General features: G+C 67.8%; 17 protein-coding genes. 7 read left to right on the top strand and 10 right to left on the bottom strand.

From position 1 onward, the window contains the following. Nucleotide 1 precedes the first annotated feature (1 nt). From AB0I18_RS15020 to AB0I18_RS14985, 8 genes are all read right to left on the bottom strand, one after another. The gene (locus AB0I18_RS15020; protein ID WP_363105875.1) at nucleotides 2–424 is read right to left on the bottom strand and encodes a roadblock/LC7 domain-containing protein; all 423 of its coding nucleotides are present in this window, start codon (nucleotides 422–424) and stop codon (nucleotides 2–4) included. Then, a complete protein-coding gene (locus tag AB0I18_RS15015) occupies nucleotides 405–2,222 on the bottom strand; it encodes an ATP-binding protein (protein WP_363105874.1) in 1,818 nt (605 codons plus the stop codon). The genes AB0I18_RS15020 and AB0I18_RS15015 overlap by 20 nt, the downstream gene beginning before the upstream one ends. Before the next feature lie 169 nt (nucleotides 2,223–2,391). Beyond that, nucleotides 2,392–2,586: a hypothetical protein gene (locus tag AB0I18_RS15010; RefSeq protein WP_363105873.1), complete on the bottom strand. Its 195-nt coding sequence runs from the start codon at nucleotides 2,584–2,586 to the stop codon at nucleotides 2,392–2,394. A gap of 618 nt (nucleotides 2,587–3,204) precedes the next feature. After that, nucleotides 3,205–4,047, bottom strand: a complete 843-nt coding sequence (locus tag AB0I18_RS15005) for an SAM-dependent methyltransferase (RefSeq protein ID WP_363105872.1) — start codon at nucleotides 4,045–4,047, stop codon at nucleotides 3,205–3,207. A 1-nt stretch (nucleotide 4,048) separates the two neighbouring features. Continuing rightward, nucleotides 4,049–5,212 carry a methyltransferase gene (locus tag AB0I18_RS15000; RefSeq protein WP_363105871.1) on the bottom strand — a complete coding sequence of 388 codons (1,164 nt, stop codon included), beginning with the start codon at nucleotides 5,210–5,212 and terminating at the stop codon, nucleotides 4,049–4,051. Beyond that, nucleotides 5,209–5,694, bottom strand: coding sequence for a LuxR C-terminal-related transcriptional regulator (locus tag AB0I18_RS14995; RefSeq protein WP_363105870.1), 486 nt, complete (start codon nucleotides 5,692–5,694; stop codon nucleotides 5,209–5,211). The genes AB0I18_RS15000 and AB0I18_RS14995 overlap by 4 nt, the downstream gene beginning before the upstream one ends. Before the next feature lie 1,329 nt (nucleotides 5,695–7,023). After that, nucleotides 7,024–7,497 carry an ATP-binding protein gene (locus AB0I18_RS14990; RefSeq protein ID WP_363105869.1) on the bottom strand — a complete coding sequence of 158 codons (474 nt, stop codon included), beginning with the start codon at nucleotides 7,495–7,497 and terminating at the stop codon, nucleotides 7,024–7,026. Between the two features lie 14 nt (nucleotides 7,498–7,511). Beyond that, the gene (locus AB0I18_RS14985; RefSeq protein ID WP_363105868.1) at nucleotides 7,512–7,970 is read right to left on the bottom strand and encodes an ATP-binding protein; all 459 of its coding nucleotides are present in this window, start codon (nucleotides 7,968–7,970) and stop codon (nucleotides 7,512–7,514) included. Nucleotides 7,971–8,322: 352 nt separating this feature from the next. Between AB0I18_RS14985 and AB0I18_RS14980 the strand changes: the two genes are divergently transcribed. Beyond that, nucleotides 8,323–9,648: a DNA-binding protein gene (locus AB0I18_RS14980; RefSeq protein ID WP_363105867.1), complete on the top strand. Its 1,326-nt coding sequence runs from the start codon at nucleotides 8,323–8,325 to the stop codon at nucleotides 9,646–9,648. Here the strand turns inward: AB0I18_RS14980 and AB0I18_RS14975 are convergent, their stop codons facing one another. After that, on the bottom strand, nucleotides 9,649–10,662 hold the full coding sequence (locus tag AB0I18_RS14975) for an NAD-dependent epimerase/dehydratase family protein (RefSeq protein ID WP_363105866.1): 1,014 nt from the start codon (nucleotides 10,660–10,662) through the stop codon (nucleotides 9,649–9,651). A 389-nt stretch (nucleotides 10,663–11,051) separates the two neighbouring features. Here AB0I18_RS14975 and AB0I18_RS14970 point away from each other — a divergent pair, with 389 nt between their 5' ends. After that, complete coding sequence (locus AB0I18_RS14970; RefSeq protein ID WP_363105865.1) at nucleotides 11,052–11,555, top strand: hypothetical protein; 504 nt, start codon at nucleotides 11,052–11,054, stop codon at nucleotides 11,553–11,555. A gap of 21 nt (nucleotides 11,556–11,576) precedes the next feature. Beyond that, nucleotides 11,577–12,125 carry a GNAT family protein gene (locus AB0I18_RS14965; protein WP_363105864.1) on the top strand — a complete coding sequence of 183 codons (549 nt, stop codon included), beginning with the start codon at nucleotides 11,577–11,579 and terminating at the stop codon, nucleotides 12,123–12,125. A gap of 92 nt (nucleotides 12,126–12,217) precedes the next feature. Here the strand turns inward: AB0I18_RS14965 and AB0I18_RS14960 are convergent, their stop codons facing one another. Further along, nucleotides 12,218–13,633 carry an IS701 family transposase gene (locus AB0I18_RS14960; protein WP_363105863.1) on the bottom strand — a complete coding sequence of 472 codons (1,416 nt, stop codon included), beginning with the start codon at nucleotides 13,631–13,633 and terminating at the stop codon, nucleotides 12,218–12,220. Between the two features lie 1,103 nt (nucleotides 13,634–14,736). Between AB0I18_RS14960 and AB0I18_RS14955 the strand changes: the two genes are divergently transcribed. From AB0I18_RS14955 to AB0I18_RS14940, 4 genes are all read left to right on the top strand, one after another. Further along, on the top strand, nucleotides 14,737–15,117 hold the full coding sequence (locus AB0I18_RS14955; RefSeq protein ID WP_363105862.1) for a hypothetical protein: 381 nt from the start codon (nucleotides 14,737–14,739) through the stop codon (nucleotides 15,115–15,117). After that, complete coding sequence (locus AB0I18_RS14950) at nucleotides 15,111–16,160, top strand: hypothetical protein (RefSeq protein WP_363105861.1); 1,050 nt, start codon at nucleotides 15,111–15,113, stop codon at nucleotides 16,158–16,160. The genes AB0I18_RS14955 and AB0I18_RS14950 overlap by 7 nt, the downstream gene beginning before the upstream one ends. Nucleotides 16,161–16,386: 226 nt before the next feature. Then, on the top strand, nucleotides 16,387–16,986 hold the full coding sequence (locus tag AB0I18_RS14945; RefSeq protein WP_363105860.1) for an SAF domain-containing protein: 600 nt from the start codon (nucleotides 16,387–16,389) through the stop codon (nucleotides 16,984–16,986). Beyond that, nucleotides 16,983–17,813 carry a hypothetical protein gene (locus tag AB0I18_RS14940; protein WP_363105859.1) on the top strand — a complete coding sequence of 277 codons (831 nt, stop codon included), beginning with the start codon at nucleotides 16,983–16,985 and terminating at the stop codon, nucleotides 17,811–17,813. The genes AB0I18_RS14945 and AB0I18_RS14940 overlap by 4 nt, the downstream gene beginning before the upstream one ends. The last annotated feature ends 168 nt before the right edge of the window (nucleotides 17,814–17,981 follow it).

Raw genomic sequence — 17,981 nt, 5'->3', positions numbered from 1 at the left:
CTCACTGGGCCGGCTTGCCAGCCGCTACGGGCTCCGGCCGTGACGCCACGGACAGATATCCAGGAACCTGCCTGACCAGCAGGGACATCTCGTAGGAGACCTGCCCCACGTCCGCTTCGTCACCGGCCAGGACAGACAACAGCGCGCCGGGGCCGGCAGCCATGACGAACAGGTGGCCCTCGTCGAGTTCCACGATGACCTGACGCATGCCGCCGGACTCTCCAAGCAGCATTGCGGCGCCGAGGGCCAGGGAGTGCAACCCGCTGGCGATAGCGCTCAGCGTGTCTGCGGCGCCCTTCCCGTCGAGGTTGTGGTTCGCGACCTTCAGACCGTCCGTAGATGTCACTAGGGCGCGGCGCGCACCGATCGCCCTTTGGACGAAGTCGGTCAGCAGCCACTCCAGGTCATGCGGTGCTGTTCCCATGCGGGGCCTCCAAAGGGTGAGGGGGATTGGTCGGTTCGGCAGACGGGTTCTTGTCCGGCACGTCGCCGTGCGCGCTGGCGCGGCGCTTCCCCTCAGCGACTCGGGATACCAGCGTCGGATCGGCAGGTGCAGCCGGCTCCCTGCGTACAGAGGTGCTGTTCTGTAGCCCGTCTGCCAGGTAGGAGTGCGAAGTGTTACGGACCGGCAGGGGCGAAGGAGCGCCGTCGGGACTGTCCGGCGCTCCGCTCGCGGCCAGCCCGGGGCTGGCCTGTGGCGTCCCGCTCCGGCGTACGGGCAGCGGAGACGCGCCATCGGCGGCCCTCGTCGTGGGGGCGCTTGGCCCTGCGTCGCGCGTCGCCGTCTGCCGGGGGCCGACCGGAATCCCCGTGCGAGCATCGGCGCGGGCATGAGCGGGAGACGCGGACGCCGCGGGTCCTGCCGTGAGGCCGAGGGCGGGCGCCGGTACGAGGGACGGGCAGCCAGAGTGCGCGACCTGCCGCTGCCCGGCTGCGTCTGTGCGGAACAAGCCGAAAGGCACAACGACTTCGGCCTGGTTGGAGAAGTATTGGTTGCTCTGGAGCCTGATGTGGAGGCCGAGCCGTCGGGCGTAGTCGGCCACCACGAATATTCCGATGCGTCCATCCCGCAGGTGCTCGCCGGCACTGTGCGGGGACGGATCGGACAGCAGGTTGTTCAGCCGGTTGCGGACCTCGTCCGGCATCAGCTTCCCGCGGTCGTCGATCTGGACGACCATCCCGGAGGTGGCCTTCTCGACCCGGATCAGGACTTGCGTTTTGGGATCGGAGAAGTTGGCCGCGTTGTCAATGAGTTCGGCCAGCAGATGGATGAGTCCGGCCGCAGCCTGCCCCTCGACGATGCCGTCGACGGGCGACGCGATCTTGACGCGCCCGTACTGCTCGACCTCGCCGATCGCGTGGTTGATCACGTCAGACAACTTCACCGGTTTATTGGAACGCCGCGGGACACCACCGCCCACCACCGAAATGCTTTCCACCAGACGACGGAGCCGAGTGGCCATGTGGTCCAGCCGGAACACGGGCCTGAGGAACTCGGGATCCTCCATCTCGCGTTCCAGCTCATCGAATGACTTCAGCATCTGATTGAGGAGGGTCAACATGCGCCGGGCGATACTGAGGACTGCCGCTCTCTCCTGCTGGGCCGAGGCTTCGGCGACGGACGACTGCACACCACTCACGAACACATGCAGGTCGTGCTCCAGTACGGCGAACATGTGTGAAGCGACAGGCTCAGACGGCACCTCGTGCACATGCGGCCGTTCGCCACGCTGTAGCTGATCCAACGTCTGTCGGACGTCTTTGAGGCCATCGGCCAGGACCGACTGCAGACGAGCGATCCACTGATTCACGGCCTGGATGTCAGTCGCCCGCTGCTGTTCCACGGCCCGGCGTTCAGTCGCCCATTGCCGGTGCACGGCCTCGACGTCAGCGAACCGCTGCTGTTCCACGGCCTTGACGTCAGCCGACCGCTGATGGTGCACGGCATCAGCGGTTGTACCGCCCAGCCGCCATGCCACCATCAACACGGCGGCGCATGCCGTGGCGCCAACAGTCCACACCAGCCATCGCGTTACGGACCACGGAGGCTCGGTACGCAGGAGGTAGTCGGACAGAGCTATTAGCAACAGCACGGCGAGTGTCGGCAGGATGGCAATCTGCCGCAGAATTGACCGGAGCCCCTCGGCGGTGTTCAGCCTGTGCCGCCATGACATGCCGTGACGTCGGCGCTCGGAGCGCGTATCAGGTGGAGTGTCAGACATCAGCGTCCTCGGTACGGGATCATCGATTCCTCGAACCAGATGCGAGTGGCCGCCATGGCGCTGGAAGGCACATGACGGCGGGAGAGGCCGCCGGGGCAGGCATCCCGCGCCGCAGCCCACGGGGGGAGGCATACGGTGCGGGGGCGCCCTTCCTGCCCCGGCGGCCGGTCTAGAAGCGCACCTTGCCGATCAGGTCCACCGCGCTCTGGACAGCGTGGTCGAGAGGTGGGGCAAGCGAGGTGTCGCGCAGATAGAAGCCCAAGAGCAGGGCCGTGACGGCGTGCCCGGCCTTGAGCCCGCCCCTTGTGACCAGCAAGCAGGTCACCGGCGCCAGTAACACAACCACCGAGACGTTCACGATCACGAGCGCGTCGTTCCCTCTGCGGCGCGGCAAGGGCTGCCTCGCTAATCGGGCACGTGGAAGCCGCGGACGCATTCGACGAACCAGACGGGCCACAAGGCAACGGGGTGCCGACGGTCGTCGTGCGACCACCTGGCAGGCGTCTCGGCGCGGCCGCCGAGACCGATAACAAGCCTGCGGGCACGACTTGTTCGAGATGCCATGGAACGTCCCCCGTGCTCGGCGAGCCGAGCATCTTCCCGGCTACGGGCCGTGTTGGGGCGTCGTCGCTCGGTGCGACGGGTGCGTGGCCCGGCCAGCGGATGACGGAATGCAACGAGCCGCTGGCAGGCGTACCTGTTAACGCGGGAAGCATGGCGGGCACGGTGTCCTCCGGGTGCGCAGACGTGTTGTCGTCTTGCGTCATCACCGCGACGCCCGGGTGCCCGTTTCCGGTCGGCACCGAGTTTATCGGCAAACCACGGATGTGTTCGACACTCTCGGCAGTGAAGAATTGCGAAGTCGCCGTGTGGGGAACGTAGTTGGCGCGGTTGGTGCCGAAGAGCGACCACGTCGTGATGTGGCCGGAGCGATGCTGAGGTGCGGCGAAATGCATGACTCGGCCAGTGCGGTGGCGGGCGCTCACTGGCCACCCTCGTTCCGGGCCATACCCACGTACGAGGCCGCCTCGTCGCCAACTGGGTGCTTCAGTGCCATTTCCTGAGGAGATGTCAGGCCCGGCGAGGACAGCGCCCAGCCGTCGAACAACGGCATGACCTCCTCGCGCGATCGCGGATAGACAGGGCAGCCTGCCTTGGTCAGGGCTTTGGCGGCCTTGCGTATCGGCTTGCCGGCGAAGTCGGCGGTGGCGTGAGTGATCACCAGCGCGCTGCCGGGAGCCGTGACCTCCTTGTACCGGTCGACGAGCGCGGCCAGCAGCTCGTCTGGGGGGTCCGGGAGATGATGCAGAACGGAGCCGAACAGCAGGACGGTCGGTTCGTGCAGGTTGATCGTCCTCAGGAGTTCAGGGGACGCCAGGACGGTCTGAGGGTTGCTTACATCCGCGCACAGGTGCTCCACCACGGCTGGCGCGGGGGCGTGTAGAAAAGCGCGTGCGTGAGCGAGGACGGCGCGGTCGTTGTCGACACAGACCACGCGCGTGTCGGGATGGATCCGGGCGATGACCTCGACCGGGGAGGGGCTATGAGGCAGCCCGCAGCCGAAGTCGATCAACTGCCGGATGCCGGCGACGGCCAGGGCTTGGACCATGCCGAGGACGTATTGCCGCTCGCAGCGGACGGCGTCCGTAAGAAACGGTGCCTTGACGCACAGCCGGTCGGCCAGTTCACTGTCGCGCTCGTAGTGATCGCGCCCGCCCAGCAGGTAGTTGTGCACCCGCGCACTGGAGACGCCGGCCAAGCGGTCTGCCGGAACGAAGGCCGGGGCGCAGGCCCGCTCGGCGGTGGCCGGATGGTTAGTGAGCATGTCAGGTCGTCTCGTGGTCGGGGGTGGGTAGCGCGGGAAGAGTCCAGGACGGGCCCTTGGGACTGCCGTACCAGAGAACGTGGTTCGTCCTGGTGACCGTCAGGCCGAAGCGCTCAGGGCCTGGTCCGCGCAGCGCCCGCCACTGGCCGAGGGGCTCGGCGAGAACCGAGACGAGGTCGCGCGGGCCCCACTCATAGGCGTTGTACGTGCCGCCGAGGAAGATCAAGGCTCGTGAGGCCTGACCGTCATGGATCCGGAGCCGGTCTGCCACGTCGCCGTCGAGTGGATGACCGCTGCGCACCAGGCTCATCTGGAGGTCGGGGTGCAGCAGCCCGGCCATGAGCTGGGCCCCTGCACGCAGGTGGTCGTGCGGGTCGGACACGCTGGCCGGGACGCGGGGCGCCTCGCGCGGATCGACCGGGTGCGTGCGGTCGGTTGGCCGCTGCGAGCGTAGCCACAGGGCCCGGGGCCATGGAGCACCGTAGAAGTGGCCGGTGGCCGATTGGCCGTCGCGTGCCACAGTCAGCCGCAGCAGCACACCGTCGAGCATGACTCCCGTCCGCACGACAAGCGAGAGGCGCCCGCCGGGGCGTACCCGGCTGATCCACTCCCACGGGATCCGGCCGACAGCGCGATGGGAGAGGAGCCCGTCGAAGGAGGCGTCCGGGCCCAGATCCTTCCCACCGGGCCCGACCACACGGACCTGCCGATACGGAGCCAGATACTGCTCGGCGATCTCGGCCAGGCGCAGAGTGTCCGCAGCGCTGACCACGCGGCCGTCCTGGACCAGGTGCTGGAGCAGGGCGGCGACCCATCCGGAGTCCGTGCCGATCTCCGCGATCCGCATTCCCGGTTCGGGCGCGAGCACGGTAAGGCATCGTTCGGTGTCCGCGGCCGAGGGGATGACACCGGTGATCTCCGCACCCCCCTCTTCGCCGTCGTTGACGTCGAAGACGACCGGGTCCGGCCCGTGGACGAGCTTCGACCAGTCCCGCGGCGCGCGCTCCTGGTCCACCTTTCGCCACCGGCCCCCGCGGTGTGTGCGGATGACCGCGGGTACGAAGTCCCGGCGCCGTACGGACGCGAGGGCGGCGGCGAAGCCCGATCGAGCATCCGGCGCCGACGACGAGGAGCCGGTGATGAGTTTGGTCGCGGGGGGCATCATTGGGCGGTCTCCGCGGCGATGACCGGAGGATCAGCGAGCGCTGGCACGTTGCCCAGGAGCCCGAACTGCCATGCCCGGGTGACCGCGTGCGGAGGCGACGAGGCGCCGAGCGCGCGCACCATGAGCCGCGCGTCCTTGCGTACGTCGGCCAGCGGCCGCTGTTCTTGCCCCGCGATTTCCTCGACCGTCCGGTCGTCCGCGATGCCTTCAAGTACCTTCTGCTGCGGCTCGGTCAGAACGACCACGCGCTTCAAGGGTTTCGGGACGTCCATCTGCCCATAGCCATAAGCGAGATGCACCATGGCCGGGCGCGACAGGACGCCGAGTCTGCCACCGATGAGTACGAGGTGCGCCTTGACGCTGCCCGCAGACAGATCCATGTCTGAGGCCGCCTCCACGGTCGTCTTCCCTTGAGCAATGCGCTGGAGGATTTCCTTCTCCCGAAGGGCGAGCGGCTGCACGGCGATCCGGTGCGCCGACATGGTCTGACTCCTCTGGTGATCGTTTGATTTGGGATCGGCCACCCCGGCGGTGCGGAGTGGTGCAGACGGCGATCGACGCCGTACGGGGCTATGGGACGCCGACGAGGGGAACCAGGCGCGCGAATATGTAGAAGGCAGGGCTGCTCGCGACCAGGGCCAGGAGGATGGCCATCCGGTGACCTTGCGTTGCCAGAATGGCCCGTCGCCAGGGGGCGAATCCGCGCACGGCTCCGCGGGTGCCGGCGGAAACAGGAGAGACGCCACTTTTCGTGACGACCGGAGCGTCATTGAGGACATCAGGTCGTCGCCGCACTGCAATGCGAGGTGCTGACGGTTCGCGCGAGTCCACGGAGGATTGCTTCAAAGCGTGCCGGGGAGGGGAGGCCGCAGTCCATGAATATCTGCCCGGACATGCGCTCATGATTAGTCTCTCCTACTCTACGATCATAAAGCCGGATTCCATTCGCGTAAGCCTTACTCGTTCCTTCGAGTGCAGTTCCGGGGAGCGAGTTGTGGCCACCGTACGTGCCACTCGGGGCGATGGACGGAACAGAATGTTCCACCTCGTTCTGAGTATGCGATCTTGTCGTTGACGGAAGGTCCGCCCTGTCGACATGCAGCTGCTCGCGAGTTGAACCAAGGCCGCAGCCCGTTTGCCGGGTTGTCGTGCCTTCGCAGCGCACAGCCTCAGGCGCCGTTAGCTCGTTGCCGTCGGCCCATGACCTGACGTGTGGAAACACCCTTTTAATCATCACAACCACATCACCCCACGAACGAAGCAGATCCAACCGTGCGGAACGCGAGCGGACTCCACGTCTATCGCCCCAATCCGTTCCGATTGCAAGGTGCGAACGCGATCTAACTTCACAGTGGGACCGCGCACTTGACTGACTTTTTACTCTTCCGGGGGACGGTGAACTGCCCCCACGCTCACACGTCAAGAGCAGCTGTGTGCATGCCGAGATCACTCATCGGCCCTCTGTGCCATCGAGAGTCTGAATTCGTATCTTTCTGCTTTTCAAGCGGCCCTTGAGTGCATAGACGGAAGATGCCGAGCTCGTGTCTCGTGAAGCGAAAGAGGACAACCCGGCGCAAGTAGGTTGTGGGTACGTGCCGCACGAGTATGGGATCGGCGCCCGGCGGCTCCGGCGGGGAGCCGCCGTCGGCTTCGGCTCCGGCCTGAGTGCTGAGGCCTCGATGGCTTCGGGAGTCATCTCGGGCTTGAGCCACGCGAAGAGGCTCTCGGGGGTGGAGCCGCCGAGCGGCAGCCAACTCGGTGTCCGGTCCTTGTGGGGGAGCCAGAGCAGATGACTGCGGCCCGGCGGCCGATCAGGGGGAATCGGTGAGCTGGGAGGAGCGTGGGCTGAGCCGGACCTGGACGGTCTTCTTGTCCCCGTCCTTCGTCGGTCTCCAGGTGGTCTCGCCGCCCAGCTCGCGGATGAGCGGAAGGCCCGTGGCTTTCTGCGCGGAGACGGCCGACCAGAAGGCGGGGAACTGAGGGCTCGGGTCTGTCACGGCGATCCGTAACGTCTCGTCCTCGGCGATGACCAGATCCAGCACGAGTTCGCCTTGCTCCGATCCGACATGTTCGACGGCGTTCTTCACCAGCTCCGCCACGATGCGGGCGGCGTCCTCCTGGTCTCCGGGCCAGCTCGTCATCGTGAGCGCCCTGCGGGCGTACGTACGGGCGAGCCGTACCGCCTCCGGCCGGATAGGGAAGGAGCGGTGCAACTCCTGCGGCCTCTGAGGCCGGGACAGAGGGGAGGCGATGGAGCGTTCGTCTGAGCCCGTGGCGGGTTCCATGTCGTCGGTCCTTCTCAGAGAGGGAGGATGCACCAGGTCGTCGTGCCGTCGGGGCTGTAGCCCCAGTCGTCGGCGATGGCGTCGACGAGGGAGAGGCCGCGGCCGTCCTCGTCATGGACAGTGGCGGCGCGCGGCACCGGAAAGTCGTGAGAGCCGTCTCGCACCTCGATCCGGAGGTGATCGACGGTGAGGTACGCGCGTATCCGGACATCGCCGCGGCCGTGTCGGAGTGCGTTGGTGACCAACTCGGTGACGAGGAGCTCGGCGGCGTCAGTGAGGTCTGGTCGGCCCCAGTGCCGCAGCCTCGCCCGGACAGTGCGGCGCATGCGGTGGGGCCAGCGCCGGTCCGCTTCCGCGACGGCACCGGCCGTGGAGCCGGCGGCGCGAGCGAAGGACACGTCAAGGGCGGTGCCCGCGCGGAGATGAAGGATGGTTCCGTGGTCTGTCCGCGGGATAGCCGCAGTCTGTGTCATGTCGTGCCCTCCGTGCGTCCTGCGTAGCGGGACGGCGGCAGGAGTTCTGAGCGCAGTGATTCTCGGGGCGAGGGATATCGCGCTCATGCCAGCTCCCTCCCTCGGTCAGGCTGTGATTGCTCACACACATTCAGCGATGATTGAGGATCATCGTTCACCCGCCCCGGGTAGCCTCGCCATGCCCTGAACATGGCCTCTGTTGCACTTCCGGGGGACACCCCTAGCCTCGGGGTAGCTTTGAAGTGGCTTCTGTTCGGGAGGTGTTGCTGCGGCGCGGGAAGTCGAGTTCCCCTTCGAGAGAAGGGATCGATCCGCAAGCCGTGGGACGCGGCACCGCAAAGTTGGGGGCGGAATGAGAAGCACACCGAGGACGCTGCTCGCGTGGCTATGCGCTCGGGACAACCTGCCCTACCGCCGGTTCGACGGAAAGTTCAACCAGATCGGCGTCCGCCTCTTCGGGCACAACCCCAATAACCCGACGTGCGGCGAGTCGCAGTTCCGGCGCTGGACGGCTGGGAAGCTAGTTGGCCTACCCAGCCCCGAGGCGCGGCAAGTTCTTGAGGCTATGTGGCCCGAGTACACGGCACAGCAGTTGTTCGGGCCGCCGCCCGCGGACGATCCCCAGGCACCCGCGTTTGACCTGGAAGAGCGAGTTCAGATGACCGCACGTGAAGCCCACGACGGCGCCGACGCGACCGCCGCGGCGTCCATTTCTGACAACACCATCGACGAACTGCGCGACCAGGTGGTGAGCCTTGCCCGGCGGTACCACAGACTGTCAGCAGCGAAGGCGTACGAGACAGCCGACAACCTCCGCCGCGAGGTTGAACGTCAGCGGGACCGGACACAAATGCCGGTCCAACAGCAGACCTTGATGATTCTCAACGGGCAGACGGCCGCGCTCCTCGCGGTCGCCGCATTCGATCTGGGCTACTTCCCCAGTGCTCGCACCCTAGCTCGTGCCGCCGCTGTGTACGGCGAGAGCACACGTTTCTCACCGCTGCAGGCCTACGCCGACGGCACCCTGGCCTACATCGCCTACCACTCAGGCGAGCCGAACGAGGCACTGGCGAAAGCCAAGCGGGCACTGACCTACGGAGGCATCGGCGACACCGCCCAGCGCCGCCTTCACGCCATCGCGGCCCGCGCATACGCCCACCTGGGAGACGTCTCCTCGGCACGGCAGGCCATCCAGCTCTCCGGGGACGCCGGCCGGGATGTGCGCGACGAGCTGCACGACGCCGTGGGCGGCGAGTTCGGGTTCTCCGCCGAGCGGCTGGCCATGTCCAACAGCACGTCCGCGCTGCTCATCGGCGACGCCCAGCAGGCCGAAGTGGAGGCCAGCCGCGCACTCGTCCTCCTCGGGGAAAAAGGGCAGGACGAGCAGTCCACCCACGTTCGAGCAGGGGCGGCCGCCGACCTGGCATACGCCCGTCTGCTGACCGACAACATAGAGGGGGCGGCCGACGCCCTGACTCCGATCTGGACGGTGCCAGCCGAGCAGCGCAACACGGGCATCGTCGTGCGAGCGGCCCGCATCGGCAGGCACCTGGCGCGGCCGAAGTACCACGGCTCGCAGCTCCCAGCGGAACTACGCGAGCAAATTGAGGACTTCACCCGGGCCTCCCCGCCTTACCGCCTCGGCCCGCCCGTGACCCTCCTGGCGATCCAGTCCTGATCACAAGGAGGCGAGGATCTGCGCCTCCTTCTCCGGAGCGATCCCGTGTTCCGCCCACCGCGGGTGGTCCACGGGACGCCCGTCCCCTTCCCACCACTGCCATGTGTCCCGGACCGTGTCGGCGATCGGTCGGCAGCGAAGACCCGAGTCGACCGCACGCTGGGAATCCACCACCCACACACCGGCATGGGTCCGCCACAACGGCAGTTCCGTCCACTGCTTTACCCCGTGCTTGGCCAGCACGGTCGGGTCCACCCAGACCGGCGTTCCGTCGCCACCGGTGGCCTGTAGGCAGTCGTTGAGGAAGCCGCTGAACGAGATGCCGTCGGGATGCGTCACGTTGAAGCCGCCGCTGCTTGAGGCGGTTGCCTGGTGGAGGGCGAAGGCGGCGACGTCGCGAACGTCTACTGGCTGGATTCGCTGCTCTGCCGGCGCCGGGGAGAGGATGCGACCGCCGCGTTTCGCCCGCTCCAGCCACCACGGCAGTCGGCCGACGTACTCGCCGGGCCCCAGGATCACACCCGGCCGCAGAAACACCGCGCCGTCGCCGAAGGCTTCCGTGACCGCGCGCTCCCCTCCGGCCTTCTGGAAACCGTATTTCGTGGGGCTGCCGTCCTCACCGGTGTAGCCGAAGGTCTCGTCAGCGTCCGGAGGGCACTCCAGTAGAGGTGAGCCCTCCGTCAACGGCTTGTGCGGCCACTCTTCGTAGACCGAAACGGTGGAGATGTGAACCCAGCGCTGTGCCCGGTTCTGGAGTGCTGCGGTGGCCAACAGGACGTCGCGCGGGGCGAGTTCCGAGCTGGAGGTGTCGATGACGGCGTCCCATGGGCCCCGCTGAGCGAGCTGTTGCAGGTCCTCCTGGACCGTACGGTCACCGTGCACGGCCTCAACGCCGGGCACATCGGTCCCCGACCGGCCCCGGTTGAAGGTGGTGACATCCCACCCTCTCGACAGCGCGCTCTCCGCGATGACCTTGCCCAGGAACCAAGTTCCGCCGATGACGAGAATCCTCATGCCCCGATCCTGCCCTGTCCGAGGGAAGCAACGACAGGGCGGCCGGGGGTCAGTCGGGCCTTTCTTCGCCGGCCCCTGGTCGTGCAGGCGTCCGCGACTGGCGTGCTCGCGGGGGGGCGGTTTTCTGGATCCAGCGCGGGTGAGCTGGGGCCGCCTAGGAGTGCCTGACGTTCTCCCAGCCGGCCCTCCCCGTCTAAGGAAGCTGGGAGATGGGATACGTAGCCGACGAAGAGGTCGACATCTCCTCGTTCACCGAGTGCGAGGTCTTCGCCAAGGACAGCCGCGTCAGGGACCACTGAACGCGCGGGGCGCAAATGACGACGCGGACAATATCCGAAACCAGGTGCTGGCGATCACAGAGCCTGAATCCCTGACCAGACCATCCAGCCTTGCGTGAGACGGAGCTGCTCGCCTTGATCATCCTGGACGCGAACATTCTGACGAAGTCCGGCATCGACAGCGCCACCACGGATCTGGTCAAGATCATCAGGACGTCCGGCGTCGAGCGTGTGGTCGTGCCGTGGGTGGTGTTGGAGGAGTTGACGGCACATCGGGCGGTGCCGTGCCGCCGGAAGTACGAGGCGGCTGGAGCGGCCCTGCGTAGCCTCAAGGATGGAACACCGTGGCCGATCCGTGTGACGCTGCCGCGGATGGATCTGCAGCGTTTCCAGGACGAGTGGCGTGACGTAGTCGACGTTGTCCCAACGAGCGAGGCCGCGCTCAAGCAGGCATTGATGCAGGAGGCGAACCTCCTGCCGCTGTGCAAGCGGGTCGCCATCAATGAGGGCGGCGACACGGCGAAGATAGGCGGCTGGGATGCCGCGATCGCAGCTCGCGACCGCCGGGACGAGCTCGAGATCTACCCGCCGACTCAGCCTGCACTTCCGCGATAGCTCGCGGGTAGTGTCCCCGATATGTACCCGGTCAAGTGCTCAAGCCTGCGTCTGGGCCTCCGCGAACTCACCATCGATGATGTCGACGCGGTGTTCGCGATCTACGGCAGTCCCGAAGCCACTGAGCACCTGTCGTTCGAGCCGCGGAGCCGTGAGCAGGTCGGCAACATCGTGGCCCGTTCCATTGCCTCTGCCACTGCGATGCCGCGCACCGAGTACGCGCTCGCAGTGGTCGAACGGGAGACCAGCAAGCTGATCGGGTTTGGCCGTCTGGCCACAGATCCACACCAGCAGCGCGGAGCCACCATGGGCTTCGCGCTGCGCCCCAATACGTGGGGTGTCGGCTACGGCGTCGAGACCGTACGCCTCCTACTCGGCCTTGGGTTCGAAGACCTTAACCTTCACCGCATTTGGGGCGCGCGCAGCCCGTTGAACGAAGCATCGGCGAAGACGATGGCTACGGCCGGCATGGTCGAAGAAGGCCTCATCCGAGAACATGTACAGAAGGCCGGGAAGTGGCGGGACTCCGTTGTGCACGCGATGCTCGACCGCGAGTGGCCAGAGGCCTGACGTGCCGGTTCTGGTACTCGACCAGCCATACGCTATCCCGGCCGCTGTCGAGTTCGAAGCTAGCGGTGGTTTGTTAGACCGGGCAGTAGAGATCAAGAGGTCTGCCGGTGCCGACGGTGTCGATCAGTTCCTGGAGTGCTGGGGGCGGAGGTTTCGTCGACCATGCCCGCCAGTAGCGTTGCAGCGTGGCCCAGGGCGTCAGCCAGCCACGGACGTCTCGGAGTGCCTGGGGCCAGCAGGCCGGTCGGGGCTGCTGGGGTCCCGGTTCTCCCCCTCTCTAACGGGCCTGGCAGAGCGTCAGGACCGGGTGGCGGGTCGCGTGGAGCGGGTGGGGGCGGGGCGAACCAGGTGTTCCAGCAGAAGCTGAACGCACAGTTCACGAGGGTCTGGTGGCGGCGGATGGCGGCATCGGAGCGGACCTGGAAGTCGGCCCAGCCGAGTTCGTCCTTGACCTGTTTGTAGCTCTGCTCGACCCAGTGCCGCAGCCCGTAGATCCGCACGATCTCGGCCAGGTCGGCGGGCGGGTAGGGCGATTCGGCGACGCGCGGGGAGCCCGGGCGGGGCAGGTCGGTGGCCAGATACCAGGTGGCCTTCGCCGGCAGGGTGGCCGGATCGGCGGTGGCCACCACCAGGCGGACGTTGCCGTCCGGGCCCCACCAGCCCAGCCGGGCCTCGGCCGCCCACCAGGTGGCGGTGTGCCCGTCGCGGAACGTGCGCTCGATGCGCAACCACTGCCCAGGATGGTCCGCATCCCGCCAGGTCAGGAGGAGTGCGGCGTCGACGGGAGTGTGCGCGTCCCGCCCGTAGGCCCAGGTCCCGTGTCGGGGCTTGAGGGCCATCACGAACGGCAGACCGGCCGCGTGCAGGCCGGCGCGGACGCTGTCCTGGTCGCCGTAGGCGCAGTCGGCAGCCACCGCGCGGAAGACCAGCCCGGCCGCCTTGGCCCGAGCGGCCGGCTCGGCCGCGATCTGCAGCTTGGTGCGGAAATCCGGGTCGCTCTTGCCGCGGAGGAAGTGATGCGCCGGGGTGTAGGGGCAGGCGTGCACCGGGTAGTAGACGCGCTCGTCCGCCCAGCACGTGGTCACGGTGACCACACCACGGTCGATCTTCCCGACCGAGCCGAGATACTGCTTGCCCACGTGGGCGGTTGCCGACCCGTCCTTGCGGTCTCCGGAGTCGTCGACCACCAGGACCCCGCCCGGGTGCGGTGCGGTGGCTGGGTCAGCCAGCAGCAGTTCCAGGCGGCGGGCGTTGATCGCTTCCTGGCTCCAGGTCGACTCGGACAGGAAGAACTGCAATCGCTGCACCGCCGCGTGCTGAGCGCCGACCACCGGCTCGGTACCGGCCAAGCAGGTCAGGGTCTTGTTGCGGTCCCGGGGCAGCAGCAGCCCGGCCAGGTACTCGCGAAACCCCCGCCGCTGAGCCAGCGTCCCGAAGAGATCATCGAATCGGACAGCATAGGCTTCCAGCGGACCCGGTGCGGGCGGACACGGCAGCCGCTTCGTCATCTCGGGCTCCCCAGGCCGTAGTTGACGCCTTCACCCCACGACCTACTCCCGCTCTGACCCGCCGTCAACAAACCACCGCTAGTGACCTGTGCATGATCGTGGACATCACGCCCGGACTGCGGTATCCCCGTCCCGTCGGGTGTACAGCCGCTACGGTCGGCAGTTGGACGACCGGCCCGTCGCCGGTAGGCCGGTGCTGGTCCGGGGGGATCGTGCGCCGGTTCTTCTGCGACAGTCCAACCTGCATGAGGCGGACGTTCGTTGAACAGATCGACGGCGTGACCGAGCCCTACCAGCGAGATGCGGAGGCAGCGGCGCTGTCAGACGCCGAGCGGCACGTGCGTGAGGCCGAGTGTAGGAGGCCGGCGAGGGCGGAACAGCGGCTTGCCTGTGCGGGTAGGTTGGCATAGCAGTTGCCAGGGGATCCGGAGACGATGCCCAAGCATTCTCGGTTACACGAGTGCGAACACTGACGACCCCCTCGATTAGTCTCGGTGGGCGGCCGAAATGGCGCCTTCCGCTGGGCGCGCTGTCACGAAAGCCTGCTGCGGTGCACCTGACTCCAGTCTGTTGAGCCCTGACGAACGAGAGCTCTCATTCGTTCTTGATGTTGTTAAGTACCAGATCAATGCATCCCGGTCGACTGCGCCGCATCGGGCGCATTCAGATGTCGGGCAGTCAAGGCGCGCTGGCAAGGTGCGCGAACTTGATGGGCCGTCCGTATCTTCAAAGTAAAATGTCGGTCAAGTCGCCGGTCCTACTGTGAAGTTAGACCGCGTTCGCACCTTGCAGTAGGAACGGATTGCAGCGGTAGATGTGTGACTCCGCTCAGTTCCGGGCGGCTGGATCTGCATCGTTCGCGGGGTGATGTGACCGTGGTGGTTGCAAGGGCATATGCGCACGTCAGTTGGCGGGCCGTTGAAGCGGCCTGCGGTGCCACAGTGGTGTTGTTGGCCGCGAGCTGTACTGCATCGGATACACCGAGTGCGGCGCCTTCACAGGGCGGTGGAACACCTGCCACCTCCGCGAGCAGCCCGGCCTCCGCTCGGCCTTCTTCCGCATCCCCGGCGAATGTAGCCGAGGAGCGTGCCAAGGCAGCATACGTGGCGATGTGGCAGGACATGGCGCAGGCGGCGAAGACTGCAGACTGGAGGTCGCCGAAACTGGCGGCGCATGCCACCGGTGATGCGTTGTCGGTGATGTCCCGTGTCCTGTACGCGGATCATCTCAACGGGCTGGTCAGCAAAGGGGCTCCGAAGAACTCTCCCGAGGCGACGTCGGTGGCCCCGCCGGCTCGCCCGACCACCGTGGTGATCGAGGACTGCGGAGACTCGACGGACTGGCTGCAGTACCGGAAGGACACCGGCAAGCTCGCGGACGACAACCCTGGCGGCCGACGTGCCATCACCGCTGAGGTGAAGCAACAGGCCGACGGCACGTGGAAGGTGACGCGCTTCGCGGTCGACGGGTTGGGATCATGCTGAGGCGATCGGTGGTGATCTTCGGTCTGTCGCTCGCGGTGGTGGCCGGAGGCGCGGGGACAACAATGGCCGGGGACGAATGGGGAGCGGCGGACTGCTCCCAGAATCCGCTTCCCGGGTGTGAGCTGGGCGCGGGGTCAGGTGGCCAGGACCGTGCACCTCGGCCCGACGGTGGCGGGCCTTCCTCGGGCAGCGGCAGTTCGGGTGGCGGTGGGAGCAGCCGCGGCGGCCCGGAGGAGCCGAAGAGCCGGAACCCGGATCTGAATCTGGCGGACTGCTCCTATCAGCGCAGCGACTACCAGTCCCCGCCGACGGCGGTGCACGCCGCTTACGGTGACCGGCCGGTCGGTGGGGTAGCGGTGGCCCCGGCGGCGGTGTATTCCGCGACTTCGCAGGGTGCGGTGGTGCCGGTGGCGGATCCGCAGCCGGGGGAGTCCGGGGCGTGGTACGTGTACAAGTGCACTGCCGGCGGGGTGCGGGATGCCCTGTACCGGCCTCCGGTGTGGATGCCGGACGGGCCGGAGCAGGAGGCTGAGGCTCCTCAGCCGACTCCGGCCCAGCTGGCGCAATCGGCGCGTGATCAGTTGCGGTTGCCGTCTCCGCGGATTGAGACAAATCCGGTGGGCGAGCAACTGGTCGACCTGCCGACCTGGTTGTGGCTGGATCGCCGTCAGTGGGGGGCGGTGTCGGCGACGGCATCGGTGCCCGGGGTCTCGGTGACCGCCGTGGCTCGCCCGACGTCGGTGGTGTGGACGATGGGCGACGGCAGCTCGGTGACGTGCAACGGCCCTGGGACACCGTACGGAATGGCCGGGCCCAGGACTTCGGCTTCGGACAGTCCGCAGAGCGCTTCGCCGGATTGCGGCCATACCTACCGCTCGTCCTCGGCCGGACAGCCGGACAGCGCGTACCCCGTGTCGGCGACGGTGCACTGGACGGTGACCTGGTCCAGCGCCGGCCAGAGCGGCGTCTTCCCCGACCTGACGACCACGTCGACTGCGGCTTTCCGGGTCGCGGAGAGCCAGGCGCTGAACAACGGCGGATGACGCCGAGGCCTCTCCCCTGGGTCCAGGAGCAAGAGGCGACAACCCCGTAGGTGAATCCCGATCGCCGCGTCGTTGGCGCGGTGCTGAGAAGTCCTGTGCCCGGAGGAGGCCGTTGATGGGTACCCGTGCGCCCACACACTCAGATCTTGAGGCCGACGGAGGCGGATCCCCCGCTGGTCGGTGGCCTGGTCGTCGCGATGACCGGGCGCCGGCCCGGGTGAGGGGTGTGGCGCGGCGCCGAAGCCTGCCGTACCTGTTGCTGGGCGTGCTCCTGGTCCTGGGCTGTGCGACCGGAGGCGTGGTGGTGGCCACTCAGCTCGGCCACCGGGAGGCGGTACTGGTCCTGGCCCGCCCCGTCTCCGTGGGCCAGGAGTTGTCCGCGCGGGACGTGCGCGAGGTGAGTATCTCGGTGGACAGCAGCCTCGCGGTGATCCCCGCGCGCTCGCGGTCACAGGTTCAGGGACGGGCCGTTGCTTACTCCCTGCCGGCGGGGGCGCTGCTGACGCGGGACGTACTGGGCGAGGCGAGGGTTCCTCCGCCGGGGCAGGCGGTGGCCGCGGTGGGGTTGAAGGCCGGCCAGTATCCACCCGATCTGCAGGCAGGAAACCGCGTCACGGTGGTGGTGGCCGCGACCAGTGACACGACTGACGGCTCGACGTCGTCCCGCTCCTCGGCGTGGACCGCGACGGTGACGGGTGTCCACTCCAGCACCAGCGATCAAGTGACAGCGGTGTCGCTGCAGATGGCCCGGGACGACGCGCGCCAGCTGGCCGCGGCGCCCACCGGGCAGATCAGCGTCGTCATGGTGCATGGAGGCAGGCGGTGACGCTGGTGGCGCTGTGCAGTTTCAAGGGTTCTCCGGGGGTGACCACGGCCGCGCTGGGCCTGGCGGCACGGTGGCCTGCTGGAGAGCTTCCCGTGGTCGTGGAGTGCGATGAGGCCGGCGGTGACCTGCTCGCCCGCTTCCGCTTGGAGACGTCCCCCGGTCTGGTGAGTCTGGCGGCCGCGGTGCGTCGAGGTGCGGAGCCCGGGCTGGTGTGGCAGCACACCCAGCGGCTGCCCGGCGGCCTGCCGGTGGTAGCCGGCCCGGCCGGGCCGGAGCAGGCACACGCGGCGCTGGCACACATCACCAGCGCCGGGGCGGCGGTGCTCCGGCGCGCTGCGGACCGGCCCGGCACCGTGGTGGTCGCCGACTGCGGACGGCTCGGCCCGAGCTCCGCAGCCCTGGGGATCCTGCGCGCCGCGGATGTGGTGCTGCTGCTGGCCCGTTCGCACGACGACTCCTTGTCGCATGTGGTCGCCAACCTGGATGTAGCTGCCCGCTGGCCGTGGCACCCCTCCTTTGTGCTGGTCGGCGGCGGCTACCCGACCAGCGAGGTCGCTTCGACGCTGGGCATCGAGGTGATCGGCCGACTTCCAGAAGACCGCCACGGTGCGGCGGCGCTCGGCGGAAGGCCCGGACGACGTTCCACGCCGACCCAATCACCGCTGGGCCGGGCCCTGGCCCGCATCGCCGCCGTGGCGGCCTCCCGCGCGTCGACTGAACCCGGAGGAAAGCAGCAGGTAGCGGACTCCCTGGAGGCAGACCCCGGCAGCCTGTCCGCCGGGCGGCGCAGCAGTCCGCACAAGTCTTGGGAAGGGGTATCGCGATGAGCGAGCCGGGAAGAATACGCGTCTCGCTTCCCTACGGCGGAGTCATTCCCCCGCAAGAACCGTCCGGGCCGGTGCCCACGGCCGGGGGCGACGGCGCTGATATGGAGATCGGTTCACCCGCGGAGTGGCTGCGACGCCGCCTGCGACATGAACTGCCGGCGCGGCTGA

Source organism: Streptomyces sp. NPDC050704 (assembly GCF_040654355.1).
GTDB lineage: Bacteria > Actinomycetota > Actinomycetes > Streptomycetales > Streptomycetaceae > Streptomyces.
This window is presented reverse-complemented; position numbering and strand designations above follow the sequence as displayed.